Raw genomic sequence first — 20,435 nt, 5'->3', positions numbered from 1 at the left:
GCACCGCAGCAGCTCTCCGCATGATCGGCGAATGCCATCGCCATTTCGCCCTGCTGCCGGGATCAAAGCGGCCGCCGCGATCGTTCATGTCAGGTGGGGGTTTTGGGCGGCAGATCGTCTCGCCGGGGTGTAGAATCTGCCGGAATGCCACCTGCGCGTCGTGGCGGAGAGCGCGATGAGACCTGCGAATTCATCCACAACTTCATGGCTTGCGGCGGCGGCGTTCGTCGCGGCAATGACCATCAGCGGCGGCCTCGGTGCCGCGCAACCGGCCCCCGACAGCGAAAACGGTCGCTTCAGCATGACTCCCATCCCCGAGGGCGTGCTGCGGCTCGACACGCGCACCGGCACGGTCTCGACCTGTACCAGGAACGGCGCCGGCTGGGCCTGCTACGCGGTGCCCGACGAACGTTCTGCGCTGGACGCCGAGATCGGCAGGCTCCAGGCCGAAGTCGAGAAGTTGAAGGGACAGCTCGCGGCCGGCCCGACCGTATCAGGCAAGATCGACGAGGCGTTGCCCAAATCGGATCCGCTCAAGAAGACGGAGCCGAAGGTTGCGGAGGGCGATCGCAAGATCGAGATTCCGCTGCCGAGCGACCAGGACGTCGATCGCGTGATGTCGTTCCTGGAAAAGGCCTGGCGCCGGCTGATCGACATGGCCAACCGGGTGCAGAAGGACGTGTCGGGCAGGATTTGAGAGTTTGAATGACAACTGAGAAAAGCCTCACACGTTCGGCGCCATCGTCAGTGCAGGCCACTACCATCGCATCGTCGCTGCTGACCGTGCAGACGCCAGGGCGCGGCTTCACCGATCTCACCGCTGAAGCCGCGAAATTCGTCGCCGAGGCCCGCGCGCGCGACGGCGCGCTGACGCTCTTCGTCCGCCATACCTCGGCGTCGTTGACGATCCAGGAGAACGCCGACCCCTCGGTGCTCGTCGACCTCACCACGGCGCTGTCCCGGCTCGCGCCGGAGAACGCCGGATGGACGCATGATACCGAGGGACCCGACGACATGCCGGCGCATGTCAAGACGATGCTGACGGGGGCGTCGCTGCAGGTGCCCGTCCTGAACGGCAAGCTCGCGCTCGGCACCTGGCAGGCGATCTATCTGATCGAGCACCGCAAGCGTCCGCACCGGCGCGAGGTCGTGCTCCAATTCATCGGCAGCAATCAGTAGAGCGTTTTCGAGCGAAGTGGATACCGGTTCGCGTGAAGAAAACGCGTCAAAACAAAGAATCCGGAGCTCAAAACAAAACCGGCCGCGAAAGACCGCGGCCGGTTCGTGTTGTCGATCGGTGCTGTCGATCAGGTCGACTTGATGTCGACGTCCTTGGTCTCGGGCAGGAAGAACAAGCCGATCACGACGGTAATCGAGGCGAAGATGACCGGATACCAGAGGCCTGCATAGATATCGCCGGTCGAGGCCACGATGGCGAAGGCGGTCGCAGGCAAGAGGCCACCGAACCAGCCGTTGCCGATGTGGTAGGGCAGCGACATCGAGGTGTAGCGGATACGGGTCGGGAACAGTTCGACCAGCATGGCGGCGATCGGGCCGTACACCATGGTGACGAAGATCACCAGGATGAACAGCAGCCCGATGACCGCCGCGACCTGCGGACGGAAGATGTCGAACGGATGCGCCATCTTCACGATGCCGGCGTCGCCCGTCTTCGGATAGCCGGCCTCCTGCACGGCGGCGAGAACCGCCGCGTTACCGTCCTTGGCGTTGGCGTAGGCAATTTCCTTGCCGTTGACCATCACCTTCACGCCGGAGCCTGCCGGGCCAGGCGTGGTTGAGTACTTGACCGACGACTGGGACAGATAGGCACGTGCGGTATCGCAAGGTGCAGAGAAGACGCGGGTGCCGACCGGATTGAACAGGTCGCCGCAGCCTTTGGGATCGGCCACCACCTCGACCTTGGTCTGCTCGATGGCCTTTTCCAGCGCCGGGTTGGCGTTGGTGGTGATCATCTTGAAGATCGGGAAGAAGGTCAGCGCCGCGATCAGGCAGCCGCCGAGGATGATCGGCTTGCGGCCGATCTTGTCGGAGAGCATGCCGAACACGATGAAGAAGCCGGTGCCGAACAGCAGCGACCAGGCGATCAGGAGGTTGGCGGTGTAGCCGTCGACCTTCAGGATCGATTGCAGGAAGAACAGCGCATAGAACTGGCCGGTGTACCAGACCACGCCCTGGCCCATCACGCCGCCGAGCAGCGCGAGCAGCACGAGCTTGCCGTTCTGCCAGTTGCCGAAAGCTTCCGTCAGCGGGGCCTTCGAGCTCTTGCCCTCGTCCTTCATCTTCTGGAAGATCGGCGATTCATTCAGCCGCAGCCGGATCCAGACCGAGACGCCGAGCAGCAGCACCGAGACCAGGAACGGAATGCGCCAGCCCCAGGCGGCGAATTCGGGCTCGCCGAGGGCGGAGCGCGTGAACAGGATCACCAGCAGCGACAGGAACAGGCCGAGCGTCGCGGTGGTCTGGATGAAGGAAGTGTAGTAGCCGCGCTTGCCGTTCGGCGCGTGCTCCGCGACGTAGGTCGCCGCCCCGCCATATTCACCGCCGAGCGCCAGGCCCTGGGCAAGGCGCAACGCGATCAGGATGATCGGGGCCGCGATGCCGATCGTTGCCGCGTTGGGCAGCAGGCCGACGATGAAGGTCGACAGACCCATGATCAGGATGGTGACGAGGAAGGTGTATTTGCGGCCGACGATGTCGCCGACGCGGCCGAACACGATCGCGCCGAACGGACGCACCAGGAAGCCCGCGGCGAACGCCAGCAGCGCGAAGATGTCGCGGGTGGCCGGCGGGTAGGCCGAGAAGAACTGCGCGCCGATGATGCCGGCCAGCGAACCGTAGAGGTAGAAATCATACCACTCGAAGACGGTACCAAGCGAGGAGGCGAGAATGACGAATCGTTCGTCCTTCGTCATCCCTCCGGCGCGGGCTTGAGATACAGCCATTGTCGACATGTTGAGTCGCTCCCCGAAAATCGTTTCCTCGCGCCCCGGATGTCCGGCCATGCCAGATCAACCCAGGTCTTGCCCGCAAGGTAACATTGCCGTGAAACCCGCCCCAATACGACTTTCGGCCTTTCGCACTGACGCGCAGCTGAACGTGCGGTATCGGGGGCCGGTCTGATGCGCGATGGCTCGGGATTAACCCCTTTGCAGCAAAGGGATAATGTGCACTTGCATGCCACGGCCGCTCAGGGAAGAATTGAGCTGCCCCCAGCGTTGACTCGCCGCCCGGCGCGAACGACAGCAAGAGAACGATGAGCGCTCCTTCCACACATCTCGTCATTGCCGATGACCATCCTCTGTTCCGCGACGCGCTGCGGCAGGCGGTGGCGGGAGTCCTGACCTCGGCCAGGATCGACGAGGCCGGATCGTTCGAGGATCTGACCGGGCTTTTGGAACAGACCTCCGACGTCGACCTGATCCTGCTCGACCTCTCGATGCCCGGGATCTCCGGCTTTTCCGGCCTGATCTATCTGCGCGCACAATATCCGGCGATCCCGGTGGTGATCGTCTCGGCCTCCGACGACAGCGCCACGATCCGTCGCTCGCTCGATTTCGGGGCTTCGGGCTTCATTCCGAAGCGTTTCGGCGTCGAGACGCTGCGCGACGCCATCCTCAAGGTGATGGAGGGCGACGTCTGGGTTCCCGCCGACACCGACCTGTCGGCCGCCGCCGACCCGGACATGACAAAGCTGCGCGACCGCCTGGTGACGCTGACGCCGCAGCAGGTCCGGGTCCTGATGATGCTGTCGGAGGGGCTGCTCAACAAGCAGATCGCCTATGAGCTCGGCGTCTCCGAGGCCACCATCAAGGCGCATGTCTCGGCCATCCTGCAGAAGCTCGGCGTCGAGAGCCGTACACAGGCGGTGATCGCCGCCGCGAAGATCGCGGGCGGTCAATGGAAGCAGGGCACCCCGACGGGGTAGGGCGTTCACCTTCCAAAGTTGCGGATCTCCGATGCCGAGGGCAGAGCGGAATGATTTCGCTCGTTCGAAATATGAACAGTTTCGCTCGGAGCGATCATCTGGCTGTCCCAATGCGAACTTCAACCTTAAAGGTGACAAATTTCGGACCTTGAGAAGAGCGGACGAGACCTGTTGCATTGAGTCGGAGTGCATGAATGGGCCCTTCCGGATCTTTGATCGCGATCCTCCCGTGTAATGACCTTGATGCGTCGGAGCGGTTCTACAATCGATTGGGCTTCACGCGCCCGGAGAGCCAAAGGCCTGCTCCGGGAGAACCCGACACATATCGCATGCTGTCGAACTCAAAAGGCGGATATCTGCATTTGACGGACGCAGTCGAGGGATGGCTAATACCGGGCAGAAATCCTTTCGGGCTTTATCTCTACCTTGAGAGTGTTGACGCTGCGGCGCGCGAATTTCGGCAATCACCCGAAGACAAGCCGTGGGGGATGTACGAATTTGCCATGTCGGATCCAGATGAAACATTGGTCCGTGTCGGGTGGCCAACCCGTCTCCGCGCCGCAGCTCAATAATTCGTCCGCAGTGGCCCAATCCCGAAGTTGGACGATAAGCGGATGGATTGAGCCGAGCCCCGCGCGATCGCCACGGCGACCGCGGTTTTGCCGACGCCGCCGGGGCCGGTGATCGTGACGAACCGCGAGGTGATCAGCCTGTCCGAGACGGCGGCGATCGCGTCGTCGCGGCAGACCATCCGATGCAGCCGGTTCGGCAGTTTCACGGGCGGCAATTCCGTTTGCGCAACGGGGCGCCGCTCCGCCGGGATTTCCACCTGCGAAATGGGCGCCACGAAGCAATAGCCGCGGCCGGAGAGTGTGGTGATGTAGCGTGCGCCGTCCTTGCCGTCGCCGAGCGCCTTGCGAAGCGCTGCGACGTGAAAGCGCAGATTGGTGTCTTCGACGGTCAGGCCGAGCCACACCAGCGCCATCAGATCCCACTTGCCGACGACCTCGTTCGGCCGCGACATCAGCGCGATCAGGGTATCGAAGGCTTTTGCGCCGAGTTGGAGCGCGACGCCGTCGCGCGTCACGAGCCTTTCATGCGGCGTCACGGTGAATGGCCCGGACGATAATGTTCCCGTTGCGGTGCCGGCCGGCTCGGTCATGGCGAAAACTCGGTCCTTTGACAGGACCGGATAGCCAGATGATCGCGATCGGGCAAGGTCGTCGCTGCATCGGCATCAGGCCGCGGACGCAGTCCTCGTTAGGCCCCGCAAACCTGGTCCTCACAACTTCTCACAAGTCCAAACGGGTGTGCTGCGCCAGCCGCTGCTAGTCAGTTGCGCGACGGCAAGGAGACCTCCATGACGCAAGCGGCACAATTGCCTTACACGGCCAGGACCCACACCAGCGGCGCGCGACACGACGGCATGTCGCGCAGTTCCGACGGTCGCCTCGACGTCAAGCTGTCGCCGCCGGGCGGCGCAGGCATCGGCACCAATCCCGAGCAATTGTTAGCGGCCGGCTGGTCGGCCTGCTTCGAAGGCGCGATCGAGATCGCAGCCCGGAAGCGGAGGATCGAGCTTCCCAGGAAATGCGCGATCGATGCCGAGATCGATCTCGTGCTCGACCGCGGCGCTTATTCGCTCAGGGCACGCCTCGATGTCAGCCTTCCCGGTCTCGATCGCGAGATCGCGCGCGGTCTCGTCTGTGAGGCGCACCAGGCTTGTCCCTATTCCAAGGCCGTCCGCGGCAACATCGACGTCACGGTCGCGCTGATCTGACGTACCACCACCAACCATCAACGAGGTAGCACCATGAAACGGATCATTAATCAGCACCGGCGCCGGTTTTTCGGCGTCGCCGCGGGAACCGTCGCCGCCGGGCTCGGCGTGATCGGCCTCGCTCGCGCGGAATCGGAAGCGCCGCGCGCGTCGGCAACGAATGCGTCGTTTGGCGCGATCAAGCAGATCGATGCCGGCGTCCTCAACGTCGGCTACGCCGAGGCGGGTCCTGCGAACGGTCCCGTCGCGATCCTGCTGCACGGCTGGCCTTACGACATCCATGCCTTCGTCGACGTCGCGCCGATTCTGGCAAAGGCCGGTTATCGCGTCATCATCCCTTATCTGCGCGGCTACGGCTCGACGCATTTCCTGTCCGGCGAGACGCCGCGCAACGGCGAGCCGGCGGCAATGGCTTCCGACATCATCGCGCTGATGGACAAGCTCGACATCAGGAAGGCGGTCGTTGCCGGTTTTGACTGGGGCGCGCGCACCGCGGACATCATCGCCGCGCTGTGGCCCGATCGCTGCCGCGCGCTGGTGTCGGTCAGCGGTTATCTGATCTCCAGCCAGGCCGCAGGCAACGCGCCGCTGCCGCCGCATGCCGAGCTGCAATGGTGGTACCAGTTCTATTTCGCCACCGAGCGCGGCCGCGCCGGCTACGAGAAGTACACGCATGATTTCGCCAAGCTGATCTGGAAGCTCGCCTCGCCGCAGTGGAAGTTCGACGACGCGACTTTCGACCGCAGCGCGGCGGCGCTGGACAACAAGGATCATGTCGCGATCACGATCCATAATTACCGCTGGCGGCTCGGGCTCGCCCAGGGCGAAGCGAAGTACGAGGACCTCGAAAAGAAGCTCGCGGCAGCTCCCGTCATCGACGTGCCGACCATCACGATGGAGGGCGATGCCAATGGCGCGCCGCATCCCGACCCGAGCGCCTATGCGAAGAAGTTCTCCGGCCGGTACGACTATCGCCTGATCACCGGCGGCATCGGCCATAATCTGCCACAGGAAGCACCGCAGGCCTTTGCCAAGGCCGTCATCGACGCCGACGGCGGCGCTTGAGGATTTGTTCGACAGCTCGGTCCGGCACGGGCCGGACCGAGCGCTCGCATGCGACCGCACCTCGATGAAACGAAGACCATGAAATCCGAGACGACCAAATTTCCAACCTATCCGACGATGATCGTGCTGGCGGTGCTCCTCCTCGTCGTAGTCCTGACCTGCGTGCCGTATCTGGTCACGATCGCTTTTGCGGAGGACACCGCGGCTTCGCCGATCTTCGGCGTCACGATCCCGCCAGGCTACAGGCAGTGGGAATTGATCGCGCCGGCCGAGGAGGCGGCCCCCTTGGACGAGCTGCGCGCCGTCGTCGGCAACCAGATCGCGATCGATGCCTATCAGGCCGGAAGACTTCCGTTCCCGGACGGCACCATTCTGGTCAAGCGCGCCTGGAAGCGGAAGCAGTCACCCGAATTTGCGTCCGCGACGATTCCCGGCGCCGCCACCACCGTCCAGGTGATGGTCAAGGATTCGAAGAAATATGCCGCCACCGGCGGCTGGGGCTTTGGCCGTTTCGTCAACGGCAGGCCGGTCGACGAGGCCCAGCACCGCACCTGCTTTGCCTGCCACGAAGCCCGCGCCAAGGGCCGCGACTACGTGTTTACGAGGCTTGCGCCTTGAGTGCGGAGGTTCACTCCGCCGCCACCATCTGCTGCGTGCGCCACTGGCCGAGCAGGGCGCGGAGCGAAGCCGGCTTCACCGGCTTGTTGAGCACCGCTACCTTTTCATCCCGCGCGGCCATTTGCACGGCGGGGCTGCGGTCGGCGGTGATCAGGATGGCGGGGATGCCGTCGCCGAAGCGGCGGCGGATGTCGCGGATCGCGGCGATGCCGTTGCCGCGATCGAGGTGATAGTCGACCAGCAGGCCGGTGACACGGCGGCCGGCAGTTTCGATCGCGGCGATCGCGCCTTCAGGGTCGGCCACCGCAATCACCTCGGCGTCCCATGCCTTCAGCAGCGTGCGCATGCCGTCGAGAATCGCCGCGTCGTTCTCGATGCAGACAATGAGGGCGCCGGCGATCGGCGTGCGCGCCAGCGGCGTCGCGCTGGTCACGGCGGCGGTGTGGGTGATCGCCTTCGCCGTCGGCACGGTCGCCGAAAACACCGAACCGCCGCCGACGTTGGAGTCGATGGCGATGCCGTGGTCGAGGACGCGCGCCAGCCGTTCGACGATCGAGAGGCCGAGCCCGAGGCCGCGCGCGATCCGCGCGCCCTGCTCGAGGCGGTGGAATTCCTTGAAGATCTCGCTGCGCTTGGCCGGGGGGATGCCGACGCCGGTATCGTACACGCAGATCTTGAGCGAGGGGCCGCGGCGGCGACAGCCGACCAGCACGCGGCCGCGCGGGGTGTATTTGATCGCGTTGGAGATCAGGTTCTGGAGCAGGCGCCGCAGCAGGAGCCGATCCGACTCGACCGGCAGCGAGCACGGCACGAAGACCAGCTCCAGGTTCTTGGCGCGTGCGATCGGCGCGAACTCGATCTCCAGCGAGCGCATCAGATCGGCCATCTTGAAGCTCGAGATCGAGGTCGCCATCGCGCCGGCGTCGAGCCTGGAGATGTCGAGCAGCGCGCCGAGGATCTCCTCGATCGCCTGGAGCGATTCGTCGATGTTCTCGACCAGCCGCGTCTCCTCGCCGCTGTGCTGGCGCTCGACCAGGCTGGTGACGTAGAGTCGCGCCGCGTTGAGCGGCTGCAGAATGTCGTGGCTGGCGGCGGCGAGGAAGCGCGTCTTGGAGATGCTGGCGTCTTCGGCCGCGCTCTTGGCCAGCGCCAGCTCGGAATTCAACCGGGTCAATTCCTCGGTGCGGTCGCGCACCCGCTTTTCCAGCGTCGCATTGGCGCGCTCCAGCGCCTCGGCCGCCTCGAACGTGGGCGTGACGTCGGTGAAGGTGATGACGAAGCCGCCGCCGGGCATGCGGTTGGTCAAAATCTCGATCACCATGTGGCGGTCGGGCAGACGCTCGAGATAAGGCTCGCTGTCGGTGGTGTAAGCCGCGAGCCGTTGCTCCAGCATGGCCTCGCGCTGGAGCGGATCGGCCGGCTCGCTCACACCCATGAATTCCAGGATTTCACGGAGCGGCGTACCGAACTGGATGAAATGCGGGGGAACGTTGAGCAGGTCGCCGAACTGCCGGTTGGAGCAGATCAGTTGCAGATCGGCATCGAACACCGCGATGCCCTGGCGCACATGGTTGAGCGCGGTCTGGAGGATCTCGCGGTTGAAATGCAGCGCCGCATGGGAATCGTCGAGCAGTTTCAGCGCGGCCTTGGCCGACACGGTCCGCTTGCGCAGCAGCAGCGACATCACCAGTCGCGAGGAAGCCGCGCCGATCGAGGAGGCGATCAGGTGCTCGGCGTGCTGCAGCAGCTCGAAATCGGCGGGCGCCCCGGGCTCCAGCCGCACATTGCGCCGCGCGGAGAACGCCTCGAACGAATGCCGCGCGCGGTCGGGCCCGAGATATTGCGCAACGGTGGTCTGGATGTCCTGCACCGTGACGGTGGTGCGCCAGCGGCGGAAGTTCGGCGAGATCGGCGCCAGCGTGTTGGGCACGAACAGATCGGCCTGCACCAATTCGATGGAGGACGGCCGGCGTGCCAGCGACAGCAGCACATACGTCAGGATGTTGAGCGACAGCGACCAGATGACGCCGTGCATCAGCGGCGGCAGGTCGGCGCCGAACAGCGCCTGCGGCCGCAGCGCCTCGATCCCGAACGGACCGTGCAGCAGCAGCAGGATGCCCGTCGTCGAGGTATCCATGAAGCTCGGCACGAACAGCGTGTAGAGCCACACCACGAAGCCGACCAGCATGCCGCCGATGGCGCCGCGCGCGGTCGCGCGCCGCCACAGCAGCCCGCCGAAGAAGCTTGGTGCCAGCTGGGCGATGGCGGCAAAGGAGAGCAGGCCGATCGCCGCGAGCTGGGTGTTGCCGAGGGCACGGTAATAGAAATAGGCCATCACCATGATGGCGAAGATCGCGAGCCGCCGCGAGCGCAGCAGGAAGTCGCTGAAATCGGCGCCGCCGGTGCGTCCCTCCGGCCGCCGTTGCAGCACCAGCGGCACCACGAGGTCGTTCGAGACCATGATGGAGAGCGCGACGCATTCGACGATCACCATCGCGGTCGCCGCCGACAGGCCGCCGACGAAGACGGCAACGCTGAGCAGGTTCGCGCCGCCCTCCATCGGCAGCGCCAGCACGTACATGTCCGGATCGGCGGCGCCGAACGGGAAGCTGACGAGGCCGGCGAGCGCGATCGGAATCACGAACAGATTGATGGCGACGAGATAGAGCGGGAACAGCCAGCGCGCGCGGCCGACCTCGGCGTCCGAGGAATTCTCCACCACGCTGACGTGGAACTGGCGCGGCAGCAGCATGATCGCGCAAAGCGACAGGAGCGTCATGGTCAGGAAGTTGCCGATCGACGGCGAATAGTTGATGACGCGAACCGCCTCCGGGGTCTTCATCGCGCGCTCGATCAGCTCGTGCGGCGAGAACATCCAGAAGGTGACGAAGATGCCGGCGGTGAGGAAGGCGACCAGCTTGATGATGGATTCGGTCGCCACCGCGAGCATCAGGCCGTGCTGATGCTCGGTGGCGTCGGTCTGCCGCGTGCCGAACAGCACGGCGAAGGCCGCCATCGCCAGCGTCACCATCAGCGCCATGTCGCCGAGGATCGGGATGTGGGAGAAGGCCTGGTCCTCGCTCAGGATGGTTTCGAGCGAGGAGGCGACCGCCTTGAGCTGGAGCGCGATGTAGGGCACCGAGCCGATGATCGCGATCAGCGCCACGGTGGCCGCCACCGCCTGGCTCTTGCCGTAGCGCGCGCCGATGAAGTCGGCGATCGAGGTGATGTTGTGGGCTTTGGCGAGCTGGATCACCCGGCGCAGCACGCCGGCCCCGAGCCCGATCATCAGGATCGGGCCGACATAGATCGCGAGGAAGTCGGTCGAAGTGCGGGTGGCAAAGCCGACCGAGCCGAAGAAGGTCCAGGAGGTGCAGTAGATCGCCAGCGACAGCGGATAGATCAGCCCCGGGGCGCGGCCGCGCCCGGCCGGCGAGCGGCGGTCGCCATGGCTCGCCACCAGGAACAGGAAGCCGATATAGCCGAAAGCGGCGGCGATCACGCCCCAGTCGTGCAGCATGGCGAGCGTGCTTCTCCCAGGGCGCAAACGCGCCCGCTCTCATTTTCCCTGCAAATCTAGCGCGTTGGGCGGGTGGAGGCGACAGCGAAATGCCCCGTCGGGGCAGGAACTGGGGTTGTCGTTAAGGTGAAAACCCCAACGCCGGGACGACCCAGAGCTACTCCGCCGCCATCGACTTCTCGCGGAGCGGCAGGCCGAGGCAGTCCCACACCTGCAGCAGCGCTTCGGCGAGCTGATCGATCAGGCCGTCGTCGTGGTAGGGCGAGGGCGTGATGCGCAGACGTTCGCTGCCCTTGGCGACAGTCGGATAGTTGATCGGCTGGATGTAGATGCCGTGCTGCTCGAGCAGCAGGTCGGAGGCCTGCTTGCACTTCTCGGCATCGCCGATGAACAGCGGGACGATGTGGGTGTCGCTCGACATCACCGGCAGGCCGGCGGCGTTGAGGATCGCCTTGACCCGGGCCGCGCGGTCCTGGTGGCGCTCGCGCTCCCAGTTCGAGGTCTTCAGATGCTTGATCGCGGCGGTCGCGGCCGAGCAGATCGCCGGCGGCAGCGCGGTGGTGAAGATGAAGCCCGGCGCGTAGGAGCGCACGGCGTCGATGATCTGGCCGTTGGCGGCGATGTAGCCGCCGAGGCAGCCGAATGCTTTCGCCAGCGTGCCTTCGAGAATGTCGATGCGGTGCATCACGCCGTCGCGCTCGGCGATGCCGCCGCCGCGCGGGCCGTACATGCCGACCGCATGGACCTCGTCGACATAGGTCATCGCACCATACTTCTCGGCGAGGTCGCAGATCTTCGCGAGCGGGGCGACGTCGCCGTCCATGGAATAAAGGCTCTCGCAGGCGATCAGCTTCGGCCGGCTCGGGCCGGCGGCCTTCAACTTCTCCTCGAGATCGGCGAGATCGTTGTGGCGGAATACGACGCGCTCGCAGCCGGACTGGCGGATGCCCTCGATCATGGAATTGTGGTTGAGCTCGTCCGACAGGATCAGGCAGTTCGGGATCAGCTTTGCGATGGTCGCGATGCCGGTCTGGTTCGAGACGTAGCCGGACGTGAAGAGCAGCGAGGCTTCCTTGCCGTGGAGATCGGCGAGCTCGGCCTCGAGCTGCACCAGCGGATGATGCGTGCCGGCGATGTTGCGAGTGCCGCCGGCGCCGGTGCCGACGCGCGTCGCGGTCTCGACCATGGCGCCGACCACCTTCGGGTGCTGGCCCATGCCGAGGTAATCGTTGGAGCACCAGATCACGACGTCGCGCTTGCCCTTGGGCGAGTGCCAGAGCGCATGCGGGAACCGGCCGGCGATGCGTTCGAGATCGGCGAACACCCGGTAGCGCCGCTCGGTGTGGAGACGATCGAGGGCGGAATTGAAGAACTGGGCGTAATCCATCGGCGAAACCTGCAACGGAACCTGACCAAGGGGCGGCATCTTCTTAGAGCTTTTCCAGCTCTAATGTCTATGCGCTATCCCACACTTGGCGCTGTGGGGCATTTGGGCAAAATGCCCTATCGGCCAAAGGGCGATTTGATTCCGATCAAGGCGCTCACGGCTATTTGTATGTTGCTATGCGGCAGGCCGGTGAAGCGCTGGTCTAGCCGGTCTTCGCCTTCTTGCGCGGCTCTTTGGCCGCGGCCACCGGCTTTAACCAATCCGAATTGCGCAGCGCGTGCGCCACGCAATCGTGGATGTGGGTGTGCAGCACCTTGTTTGCGCCCTTGGCGTCGCGCTTCAGCGCCAGCTCCTTGAGGTCGCGGTGCTCGGCAGCCGCCATCTCGCCGCGGAAGACGACCGCGATCATCTGGTAGCGCAGATAGCGATCATAGACCGCAGCATGCGCATCGAGCAGCACCTTGGAGCCGCAGGCGGCGACGAGTGCGCGGTGAAACTGGAAATCGCACTGTTTCCAGCTCTCGGCGTCGGACCGTTCGCCCGACAACAGCATCCGTTCCATCGCCGCGAGCTTGTGATGCGCCGAGACGATGCGCGCCTCCCAGTCGAGATCGCCGGCGGCAAACGACTTCTCGATCATGTGGCCTTCGAGCAGCTCGCGCAGCTCCGCGATCTCCTGGAATTCGGTCGCCGAGATCGGCGCGACCTCGAAGCCGCGCTGCCCTTCGGCGACGACGAAACCTTCCGAGCACAGCCGGTTCAGCGTCTCGCGCAGCGTCGAGATGCTGGTGCCGTAGGCGGCGCTGATCCGCTCGAGCTTCAGCTTCTGGCCCGGCGCCAGCTTGCCGAAGATCAGGTCGGTGCGGATGCGGCGGTAGGCGCTGTCGCCCACCGTCTCGGCGGTCGTGTCGGGAAGGGTGTCCATGCCTCATCCTAGCGCTTCGGGCGTGCGTTTTGACAAATTTCCCATCTTTATCAAGTGTTTCTAATAATATCGGATGAAGCATAAAATATCAGTTGATTTATAATACGTCCTATAAGATCGTCCCACCCCTAAGAATGAGATCAACAGGGGGAGGGGGCGATGCCCGTTCGATTCAAGGGTCTGGCTGTGATGGCGGCGATCGGAGCGGTCGCCTTGTGCGCGATCGGGCCCGCCTCGGCGCAGGCCATCCAGGAGCGCACCATCCGCTGGGGGCACCTCAACAACACCGACCATCCCGTCAGCAAGGGCGTGCAGAAGTTCGTCGAACTCGTCGCGGCCAAGAGCGGCGGCAAGATCAAGGTGCGCGAATATCCGGCCAATCAGCTCGGCAGCGAGATGCAGCAGCAATCGGCGCTGCGCGCCGGCACCCAGGAGATGCAGTCGCCGGCGACGACGTCGCTGGTCGGCATCGTCAAGGATTATGGTCTGATCGACTTCCCCTTCATCGTGTCGACGCCGCAGCAGGCCGACGCCTTGCTCGACGGTCCGCTCGGCGCGGCGCTGCTGGCAAAACTGCCGGAGAAAGGGCTCGTCGGCCTCGCCTATTGGGATCTCGGCTTCCGCAACGTCACCAACAGCCGTCGTCCGATCACCAAAGGCGAGGACCTCGACGGCATCAAGATCCGCGTGATCCCGAACCCGGTTTATCTGGAGACCTTCAAGGCCTTCAACGCCAATCCGGTGCCGATGAGCTTTTCCGAGCTCTACAGCGCGCTGGAGACCCGCACCGTCGACGGCCAGGAGAATCCGTTCTCGGTGATCCTGTCGAACAAGTTCTTCGAGGTGCAGAAATATCTCAGCGTCACCAACCACACCTATTCGACCAACATCATCCTGGTCAGCAAGAAGTTCTGGGACCAGCTTTCGCCCGACGAGCAGAAGATCCTGCAGGATGCCGCAATCGAGGCGCGCGACTATCAGCGCAAGATCAGCCGCGAGCAGGCCAGGGCCGCGATCGACGAGCTCAAGGCCAAGGGCATGGAGATCAACGAGGTCGCGCCGGCCGAGCTTGATCGCATGCGCGTGAAGACAAAGCCGATCGCGGAAAAATTCTCCGCCGATTACGACCCCGCGCTCGTCAAGCTGTTCAACGGCGAGCTCGACCGCGTGCATGCGCTCAAACCCTGAGCGCGGCGAGCCCGACGCCATGAAAACGATCGTCGATGCCTGTTTCTGGCTGTTGCGCGCAGTCATCGCCGTGCTGCTTGCCGCCATGGTGGTGCTGGTGTTCGGCAACGTGGTGCTGCGCTACGGCTTCAACTCCGGCATCGCCATCTCGGAGGAGCTGTCGCGCTGGCTGTTCGTCTGGATGGTGTTTCTGGGCGCGATCGTCGGCATGAAGGAGCACGCCCATCTCGGCGTCGACACCCTCGTCAAGGTGCTGCCGCCGCTCGGGCGCAAAGCCTGCTACGGCCTCAGCCACGCCCTGATGCTCTACGCCTCGGTGCTGCTGACGGAGGGATCGTGGAAGCAGACGGTGCTGAACTGGGACACGGTGGCCCCGGCTTCGGGCCTCTCCGTCGGACTGTTCTATGCCGCCGGCATCGTGTTCGGCGCCGCCTCCTGCGTGATCATCGTCTACGAGCTCATCCGGCTCATGACCGGGCAGATCGCCGATGTCGATCTCATCGCCATCAGCGAATCCGAGGAGCTCCCGCATTCTCCTGACGCCGCCGGCGGGAAGCTCCAGGGATGACCGTCGCCGTCTTCACCTTCTCGCTGCTGGGCGCCATGGCGATCGGCATGCCGATCGCGTTCGCGCTGATCGTCTGCGGCATCGCGCTGATGACCTATCTTGCGATGTTCGACTCCCAGATCATCGCGCAGAACGTCATCAACGGCGTCGATTCCTTTCCGCTGATGGCGGTGCCGTTCTTCATCCTCGCCGGCGAGGTGATGAACACCGGTGGCCTCGCACGCCGCATCCTCAACTTCGCCATCGCCTTGGTCGGGCATTTCCGCGGCGGCCTCGGCTATGTCGCGATCCTGACGTCCTGCATCCTGGCCTCGCTGTCGGGCTCCGCGGTCGCGGACGCCGCAGCGCTCGGTGCGCTGCTGGTGCCGATGATGGCCGCCGCCGGCCACAACCGCGCCAGCGCGGCCGGTCTCGTTGCGGCCGGCGGAATCATCGCCCCGGTGATCCCGCCGTCGATCGGCTTCGTCATCTTCGGTGTCGCCGCCAATGTCTCGATCTCGAAGCTATTCCTGGCAGGCATCGTGCCGGGCCTCCTGCTCGGCGTCGGCCTGTGCTTTGCCTGGTGGTGGGTGGTGCGCAAGGAGAACCCGGCGCGGCTGCCGCGCAAGAGCGTCGCCGAGATCTGGCGCGCGCTGATCGACGGCTTCTGGGCCCTGATGCTGCCGATGATCATCATCTTCGGCCTGCGCTTCGGCATCTTCACGCCGACCGAAGCCGCCGTGGTCGTCGCCGTTTATTCGCTGGTGGTCGCCATGGGAGTCTATCGCGAGCTGAAGCCGTCGCAATTGCCGGCGCTGCTGGTCTCGACCGCCAAGACCACGGCGGTCGTGATGTTCCTGGTTGCCGCCGCCCTGGTCTCGTCCTGGCTGATCACGGTCGCCGAGATCTCCGACCAGATCGTGGCGCTGACACAGCCGTTTGCTGGCAACAAGACGCTCCTCACCATGGCCCTTATGGTCATTGTCGTGATCGTCGGCACCGCGCTCGACATGACGCCGACGATCCTGATCCTGACGCCGATCCTGATGCCCATCGTCAAGCAGGCCGGCATCGATCCAGTCTATTTCGGCGTGCTCTTCATCATCAACAACGCCATCGGCCTGATCACGCCGCCGGTCGGCGTGGTGCTCAACGTCGTCGCCGGCGTCTCCCGCGTCTCGATGGACGATTTGATCCGCGGCGTCTGGCCCTTCATGATCGCGCAGCTGGTCGTGCTAGCCTTGCTGACGCTGTTTCCCGTTCTCGTCACCGGCCCGGCAAAGTGGTTCGGTGGATAACAAAGGACCCGTCCATGAAGCGCGTGATGATCCTCAACGGTCCCAACCTCAACATGCTCGGTATCCGCGAGCCGCACATCTACGGCACGACGACGCTCGCGGAGGTCAATGCCAGCTGCGAGGAAGCTGCCGCCAAGCTCGGGCTCAGGCTCGCCTTCCACCAGTCCAACCATGAGGGCGTGCTGGTCGACCTGATCCAGTCGGCGCGGCAGGATGCCGATGCCGTCATCATCAATCCGGCCGGCTTCTCCTTCACCTCGGTCGCGATCATGGACGCGATCAAGATATTCGAAGGGCCCGTGCTGGAGGTCCACATCTCCAACATCCACGCCCGCGACGAATATCATCGCCACTCCAGGATCTCGTTCGTGGCGACCGGCGTGATCTGCGGGTTGGGGCCGTTCGGCTACATCGCGGCGCTGCACGCGATTGCGAACATGAAGTGAGCCGGTGCCGTCGGGACGGTATGATCCTTCGCCCATGAGAACGGGGCGAGGGAGCAGGACCTCACCCAAAATACCTGGTCAATATCCCGCGATACACCTGCGTCAGCCGCTCCAGATCCTTGACCGGCACACGCTCGTCGACCTGGTGCATGGTCTGGCCGACCAGGCCGAACTCGATCACGGGGCAATAGCTCGAGATGAAGCGTGCATCCGAGGTGCCGCCTGACGTCGACAGCTCCGGCCTGCGGCCCGTCACGTCCTCGATCGCCGACACCGCGAGATCGGTGAACGGGCCGGGCTTGGTGACGAACACGTTCGAGTTCGACGGCTCCCAGACGATGCGGGCGCGGATGCGGTTGCCGCAGGCTTTGGTCAGCCGCGTCTCGACCAGTTCGCGCAGGCTCGCCTGCGTATGGTTGTCGTTGTAGCGGATGTTGAATTTCGCGCGGGCCTGGCCGGGGATGACGTTATTGGCGGTATTGCCGACGTCGACCGAGGTGAATTCGAGATTGGACGCCTGGAACTGCGCGCTGCCATGGTCGAGCGGCTCGTCGGAGATCGCCACGATCAGCCGCGAGATATCGGGCACCGGATTGGCCGCGCGATGCGGATAGGCGACGTGGCCCTGCACACCGTCGACAAAGAGCGTGCCGGATTGCGAGCCGCGGCGGCCGACCTTGATGGTGTCGCCGAGTGTCTCGACATTCGAGGGCTCGCCGAGCACGCAATGGTCGAATTTCTCGCCGCGCTCCGCGGCCCACTTCAAAAGCTTGATGGTGCCGTTGATGGAGACGTCTTCCTCGTCGCCGGTGATCAGGAAGGAGATCGATCCTGTGCCATCCGCGCGCGGCTTGCCGCCGTTCGCGGCGAGATGCTCGAGCACGGCTGCTACCGAGCACGCAATGCCGCCCTTCATGTCGACCGCGCCGCGGCCGTGCAGAAAGCCGTCCTTCACCTCGCCCGAGAACGCGCCGACGCTCCAGGCGCTCTCGTCGCCCGGAGGCACAACGTCGGTGTGGCCGGCAAAGCTGATATGCGGTCCCTCAGTGCCGATCCGCGCATAGAGATTGTCGACGTCGGCGGTGCCGGGCTCGGAGAAGGTCACGCGGTGGCAGGTGAAACCGGCTGCGCTCAAGGCTTTTTCAAGCACGCCGAGCGCGCCGGCGTCGGCCGGGGTTACCGAGGGGCAGCGGATGAGATCGCGGGCAATGGAGAGGGCATTGGTCATGTGCCCCGCTTAACATGCATGCCGCCGGGTGGGCTAGCGCTGGGCGGGACAATTTCGAGCTCGCTCTGTTGCTCCCAGCTTTTCGCCGCGGGCGAGGCGGTCGCGGAGCCGTCTTCGATGTCGGCCAGCGGGTCGGCGCCGAACCGGTTGTCGCCCGAGGTGCCGCGCAGGCAGAACATCTCGACGAGACCCCACAGCCATAGAATGGAGGCTGCCAGGGCGAATGGAAGAACCCAGTTGGAGTTGGGCAGCAGGTCCGAGAACTGGTCGAACAGGCCGGGCACGACGAAGAACGGGATCATCCACCAGCCGCTCCTGTTGCGATCGTGCAGCCGCTTGGTGGCGGTCGCGAGGTAGATCCACAGGAACAGCGGGGTTGCGAACACCTTGAAGATCAGGGCCGGACGGTCTGCGGATGCCAGCAAACGGTAGGACCGGGGGTCGACGGCGTTGAAGAGTTCGTCGAGATTGAAGTCGAGGGAGAAGATGAGGGTGGTGGAGGTGGATTTGTGACCGTTGAAGACGCGGATAACCTCACCGATGATCCCGAGCACGGCGGCCAGCAGCATGACGGCCAGCAGCGCCTGCCACAGCAGAGCGCGGTTGATGCGGCCGTCGAAGCGGAAGAGGTACCAGGTCCAGTCCATACCAAGGGCTCCGGGCGGTCGAGGCCACCCGGTGATTGGTCGCGATGGAGGGAGGGCGGGTTCGATACCGCAGCCGGGCCGTCGCCCTTCGAGGGCCGCCGAAGAGGCGGCCACGTCAGGGTGACGGTGCGGGATGAGGGCTCGTGGCCCGCCAACTAATCCCGCAGTAGCTCGTTGATGCTGGTCTTCGAGCGCGTGCGCTCGTCGACGCGCTTGACGATCACGGCGCAGGCCGTGCTCGGGCCGATCTGGCCGTTCTTCATCGGCTTGCCGGGCAGCGCGCCGGGCACGACGACCGAATATTCCGGCACTTCGCCAATGAAAATCTCGCCGGTCTCGCGGTCGACGATCTTGGTGGAGGCGCCCAGGAACACGCCCATGGACAGCACAGCGCCCTTGCGCACGATCACGCCCTCGGCGACCTCGGAGCGCGCGCCGATGAAGCAATCGTCCTCGATGATGACGGGCTCGGCCTGCAGTGGCTCGAGCACGCCGCCGATACCGACGCCGCCGGAGATGTGCACGCGCTTGCCGATCTGCGCGCAGGAGCCGACCGTCGACCAGGTGTCGATCATGGTGCTTTCATCGACATAGGCGCCGAGATTGACGAAGGACGGCATCAGCACGACGTTGCGGGCGATGAAGGCCGAGCGGCGCACGATGGAGCCGGGAACGGCGCGGAAACCGGCGTCGCGAAAGCGGTTCTCGCCCCAGCCGTCGAACTTCGAGGGTACCTTGTCCCACCAGGTCGCCTTGCCGGGGCCGCCGGGAATGGCGCCCATGTCGTTGAGGCGGAACGACAGCAGCACGGCCTTCTTCAGCCACTGATTGACCTTCCACTTGCCGCTGGCCTCGCGTTCGGCGACGCGCGCCTCGCCCTTGTCCAGAATCTCCAGCGCCTGGTCCACGGCCTCGCGCACCTCGCCCCTGGTCGAGGTCGAGACGCCGTCGCGCGCGTCGAACGCGCTGTTGATGGTGGATTCGAGGGCGGACAGGGACATCGGGATTTCCTCTTCGGAACGGGAATTTTAATGGATTGGGGCGCTTTTTCGGGATTTGGGGGGACGGAGTCAAGGCTGGGTTCGCGATCACCCTCCTTGCTCGACCGTCGTCCGGGCTTTCGCCAGGACGACGGCGGTCAGTGTGGCGACAACTTCGCCAAAAATCCCGTCAGATCATCCGTGACGTGGTCGACATGGGCGGCGTCCCGGCCTTCCAGCTCCCAGTCCTCGCGCACCACCTCCTTGGTGCCGTCGGGCACCACCAGCACCGTGGTCATGCCGAGTTCGTGCGGGACGGTGAGGTTGCGGGCGAGGTCCTCGAACATCGCGGCCCGGGTCGGATCGACCGCATGGTCGCCGAGGAATTTCCGGTAGGTCTGCGGCGCCGGCTTGGGCTCGAACTCCGCCGCGATGATGTCGAACACGCCGTCGAAATGCGTGGCGAGGCCGAGCCGCGCCAGCACCGCATCGACATGACTGACCGAGCCGTTGGTCAGGATCAGTTTCCGCCCCGGCAGTTTTGCGATGGCGGTGCCGAGCGCCGGGTTCGGCTCCAGCGGCGAATGATCGATCTTGTGCACATAGGCAAGATAGTCGTCGGCGGAGACGCCGTGCAGGCTCATCATGCCGCGCATGGTGGTGCCGAAGCGCTGGTAATAGTCCTTCTGGATCTTCCGCGCTTCCGCGGGCGTGACGTTCAGCCAGTTGCAGACGAACTCGCCGATCCGCGCATCGACCTGCTGCCACAGATTGACGTGATGTGGATAGAGCGTGTTGTCGAGGTCGAACACCCAGGTGTCGATATGGCTGAAGGCGCGGGGTGGGTTCATCACAATTCT

Annotated in this window: 20 protein-coding genes; 11 read left to right on the top strand and 9 right to left on the bottom strand. The window is 64.7% G+C overall.

Annotated elements, in window-relative coordinates; genetic code table 11:
* Positions 1-175 precede the first annotated feature (175 nt).
* Both NR187_RS20480 and NR187_RS20475 read left to right on the top strand, forming a co-directional pair.
* Complete coding sequence (locus NR187_RS20480; RefSeq protein ID WP_211381040.1) at positions 176-697, top strand: hypothetical protein; 522 nt, start codon at positions 176-178, stop codon at positions 695-697.
* A gap of 8 nt (positions 698-705) precedes the next feature.
* Positions 706-1,179, top strand: coding sequence for a secondary thiamine-phosphate synthase enzyme YjbQ (locus NR187_RS20475; protein WP_211381041.1), 474 nt, complete (start codon positions 706-708; stop codon positions 1,177-1,179).
* A 128-nt stretch (positions 1,180-1,307) separates the two neighbouring features.
* Here NR187_RS20475 and NR187_RS20470 read toward each other — a convergent pair whose 3' ends face one another.
* On the bottom strand, positions 1,308-2,933 hold the full coding sequence (locus tag NR187_RS20470) for an MFS transporter (RefSeq protein ID WP_211382367.1): 1,626 nt from the start codon (positions 2,931-2,933) through the stop codon (positions 1,308-1,310).
* Positions 2,934-3,274: 341 nt separating this feature from the next.
* Here NR187_RS20470 and NR187_RS20465 point away from each other — a divergent pair, with 341 nt between their 5' ends.
* Both NR187_RS20465 and NR187_RS34990 read left to right on the top strand, forming a co-directional pair.
* Entirely contained in the window at positions 3,275-3,946 is a 672-nt protein-coding gene (locus NR187_RS20465) for a response regulator transcription factor (protein WP_211381042.1), read from the top strand.
* Between the two features lie 194 nt (positions 3,947-4,140).
* Entirely contained in the window at positions 4,141-4,518 is a 378-nt protein-coding gene (locus tag NR187_RS34990) for a VOC family protein (protein ID WP_349643079.1), read from the top strand.
* Here NR187_RS34990 and NR187_RS20460 read toward each other — a convergent pair.
* Positions 4,512-5,108 (bottom strand): winged helix-turn-helix domain-containing protein, encoded by a 597-nt coding sequence (locus NR187_RS20460; protein WP_256807376.1) that lies wholly within the window; start codon positions 5,106-5,108, stop codon positions 4,512-4,514. The genes NR187_RS34990 and NR187_RS20460 overlap by 7 nt on opposite strands.
* 198 nt (positions 5,109-5,306) lie before the next feature.
* On the opposite strand from NR187_RS20460, the gene NR187_RS20455 reads away from it, so the two are divergent.
* The 3 genes from NR187_RS20455 (at position 5,307) to NR187_RS20445 (ending at position 7,409) form a co-directional block, all read left to right on the top strand.
* Positions 5,307-5,726 (top strand): organic hydroperoxide resistance protein, encoded by a 420-nt coding sequence (locus NR187_RS20455; protein WP_256807375.1) that lies wholly within the window; start codon positions 5,307-5,309, stop codon positions 5,724-5,726.
* A 33-nt stretch (positions 5,727-5,759) separates the two neighbouring features.
* Positions 5,760-6,791, top strand: coding sequence for an alpha/beta fold hydrolase (locus NR187_RS20450; RefSeq protein ID WP_211381044.1), 1,032 nt, complete (start codon positions 5,760-5,762; stop codon positions 6,789-6,791).
* 117 nt (positions 6,792-6,908) lie between these two features.
* Positions 6,909-7,409: a cytochrome P460 family protein gene (locus NR187_RS20445; protein ID WP_211382368.1), complete on the top strand. Its 501-nt coding sequence runs from the start codon at positions 6,909-6,911 to the stop codon at positions 7,407-7,409.
* Between the two features lie 10 nt (positions 7,410-7,419).
* Here NR187_RS20445 and NR187_RS20440 read toward each other — a convergent pair whose 3' ends face one another.
* From NR187_RS20440 to NR187_RS20430, 3 genes are all read right to left on the bottom strand, one after another.
* Entirely contained in the window at positions 7,420-10,929 is a 3,510-nt protein-coding gene (locus tag NR187_RS20440; RefSeq protein WP_211381045.1) for a PAS domain-containing hybrid sensor histidine kinase/response regulator, read from the bottom strand.
* A gap of 157 nt (positions 10,930-11,086) precedes the next feature.
* Complete coding sequence (gene hemA, locus NR187_RS20435) at positions 11,087-12,316, bottom strand: 5-aminolevulinate synthase (protein WP_256807374.1); 1,230 nt, start codon at positions 12,314-12,316, stop codon at positions 11,087-11,089.
* Positions 12,317-12,518: 202 nt separating this feature from the next.
* Entirely contained in the window at positions 12,519-13,241 is a 723-nt protein-coding gene (locus NR187_RS20430) for a GntR family transcriptional regulator (protein WP_256807373.1), read from the bottom strand.
* Between the two features lie 159 nt (positions 13,242-13,400).
* Between NR187_RS20430 and NR187_RS20425 the strand changes: the two genes are divergently transcribed.
* From NR187_RS20425 to aroQ, 4 genes are read left to right on the top strand one after another with little or no spacing between them, the layout of a single operon-like run.
* On the top strand, positions 13,401-14,429 hold the full coding sequence (locus NR187_RS20425) for a TRAP transporter substrate-binding protein (RefSeq protein WP_256807372.1): 1,029 nt from the start codon (positions 13,401-13,403) through the stop codon (positions 14,427-14,429).
* 19 nt (positions 14,430-14,448) lie between these two features.
* Positions 14,449-14,997 carry a TRAP transporter small permease gene (locus NR187_RS20420; RefSeq protein ID WP_211381049.1) on the top strand — a complete coding sequence of 183 codons (549 nt, stop codon included), beginning with the start codon at positions 14,449-14,451 and terminating at the stop codon, positions 14,995-14,997.
* Positions 14,994-16,274, top strand: a complete 1,281-nt coding sequence (locus NR187_RS20415) for a TRAP transporter large permease (protein ID WP_256807371.1) — start codon at positions 14,994-14,996, stop codon at positions 16,272-16,274. The genes NR187_RS20420 and NR187_RS20415 overlap by 4 nt, the downstream gene beginning before the upstream one ends.
* Positions 16,275-16,288: 14 nt before the next feature.
* Positions 16,289-16,720: a type II 3-dehydroquinate dehydratase gene (gene aroQ / locus NR187_RS20410; RefSeq protein WP_211381051.1), complete on the top strand. Its 432-nt coding sequence runs from the start codon at positions 16,289-16,291 to the stop codon at positions 16,718-16,720.
* A 61-nt stretch (positions 16,721-16,781) separates the two neighbouring features.
* On the opposite strand, the gene dapE is transcribed toward aroQ, so the two are convergent.
* The 4 genes from dapE to NR187_RS20390 form a co-directional block, all read right to left on the bottom strand.
* Entirely contained in the window at positions 16,782-17,948 is a 1,167-nt protein-coding gene (gene dapE, locus NR187_RS20405; RefSeq protein WP_211381052.1) for a succinyl-diaminopimelate desuccinylase, read from the bottom strand.
* Complete coding sequence (locus NR187_RS20400) at positions 17,945-18,595, bottom strand: DUF805 domain-containing protein (RefSeq protein ID WP_211381053.1); 651 nt, start codon at positions 18,593-18,595, stop codon at positions 17,945-17,947. Before NR187_RS20400 ends, dapE begins: the two co-directional genes overlap by 4 nt.
* A gap of 155 nt (positions 18,596-18,750) precedes the next feature.
* Positions 18,751-19,596 carry a 2,3,4,5-tetrahydropyridine-2,6-dicarboxylate N-succinyltransferase gene (gene dapD / locus NR187_RS20395; RefSeq protein WP_256807370.1) on the bottom strand — a complete coding sequence of 282 codons (846 nt, stop codon included), beginning with the start codon at positions 19,594-19,596 and terminating at the stop codon, positions 18,751-18,753.
* A gap of 137 nt (positions 19,597-19,733) precedes the next feature.
* Positions 19,734-20,426, bottom strand: a complete 693-nt coding sequence (locus tag NR187_RS20390) for a pyrimidine 5'-nucleotidase (RefSeq protein WP_211381055.1) — start codon at positions 20,424-20,426, stop codon at positions 19,734-19,736.
* Positions 20,427-20,435: the final 9 nt, after the last annotated feature.

This window comes from Bradyrhizobium sp. Bra64 (assembly GCF_024519875.1).
In the GTDB taxonomy this organism is placed as follows: Bacteria; Pseudomonadota; Alphaproteobacteria; order Rhizobiales; family Xanthobacteraceae; genus Bradyrhizobium; species Bradyrhizobium japonicum_G.
The sequence above is the reverse complement of the archived record's forward strand: the minus strand, read 5'-3'. Positions and strand labels throughout refer to the sequence as shown.

Bases quoted from the DNA above. Each gene is read 5' to 3' on its own strand.
- NR187_RS20480 (WP_211381040.1), top strand. From the start codon at position 176: ATGAGACCTGCGAATTCATCCACAACTTCATGGCTTGCGGCGGCGGCG.
- NR187_RS20475 (WP_211381041.1), top strand. From the start codon at position 706: ATGACAACTGAGAAAAGCCTCACACGTTCGGCGCCATCGTCAGTGCAG.
- NR187_RS20470 (WP_211382367.1), bottom strand. From the start codon at position 2,933: ATGACGAAGGACGAACGATTCGTCATTCTCGCCTCCTCGCTTGGTACC.
- NR187_RS20465 (WP_211381042.1), top strand. From the start codon at position 3,275: ATGAGCGCTCCTTCCACACATCTCGTCATTGCCGATGACCATCCTCTG.
- NR187_RS34990 (WP_349643079.1), top strand. From the start codon at position 4,141: ATGGGCCCTTCCGGATCTTTGATCGCGATCCTCCCGTGTAATGACCTT.
- NR187_RS20460 (WP_256807376.1), bottom strand. From the start codon at position 5,108: ATGACCGAGCCGGCCGGCACCGCAACGGGAACATTATCGTCCGGGCCA.
- NR187_RS20455 (WP_256807375.1), top strand. From the start codon at position 5,307: ATGACGCAAGCGGCACAATTGCCTTACACGGCCAGGACCCACACCAGC.
- NR187_RS20450 (WP_211381044.1), top strand. From the start codon at position 5,760: ATGAAACGGATCATTAATCAGCACCGGCGCCGGTTTTTCGGCGTCGCC.
- NR187_RS20445 (WP_211382368.1), top strand. From the start codon at position 6,909: ATGATCGTGCTGGCGGTGCTCCTCCTCGTCGTAGTCCTGACCTGCGTG.
- NR187_RS20440 (WP_211381045.1), bottom strand. From the start codon at position 10,929: ATGCTGCACGACTGGGGCGTGATCGCCGCCGCTTTCGGCTATATCGGC.
- hemA (WP_256807374.1), bottom strand. From the start codon at position 12,316: ATGGATTACGCCCAGTTCTTCAATTCCGCCCTCGATCGTCTCCACACC.
- NR187_RS20430 (WP_256807373.1), bottom strand. From the start codon at position 13,241: ATGGACACCCTTCCCGACACGACCGCCGAGACGGTGGGCGACAGCGCC.
- NR187_RS20425 (WP_256807372.1), top strand. From the start codon at position 13,401: ATGCCCGTTCGATTCAAGGGTCTGGCTGTGATGGCGGCGATCGGAGCG.
- NR187_RS20420 (WP_211381049.1), top strand. From the start codon at position 14,449: ATGAAAACGATCGTCGATGCCTGTTTCTGGCTGTTGCGCGCAGTCATC.
- NR187_RS20415 (WP_256807371.1), top strand. From the start codon at position 14,994: ATGACCGTCGCCGTCTTCACCTTCTCGCTGCTGGGCGCCATGGCGATC.
- aroQ (WP_211381051.1), top strand. From the start codon at position 16,289: ATGAAGCGCGTGATGATCCTCAACGGTCCCAACCTCAACATGCTCGGT.
- dapE (WP_211381052.1), bottom strand. From the start codon at position 17,948: ATGACCAATGCCCTCTCCATTGCCCGCGATCTCATCCGCTGCCCCTCG.
- NR187_RS20400 (WP_211381053.1), bottom strand. From the start codon at position 18,595: ATGGACTGGACCTGGTACCTCTTCCGCTTCGACGGCCGCATCAACCGC.
- dapD (WP_256807370.1), bottom strand. From the start codon at position 19,596: ATGTCCCTGTCCGCCCTCGAATCCACCATCAACAGCGCGTTCGACGCG.
- NR187_RS20390 (WP_211381055.1), bottom strand. From the start codon at position 20,426: ATGAACCCACCCCGCGCCTTCAGCCATATCGACACCTGGGTGTTCGAC.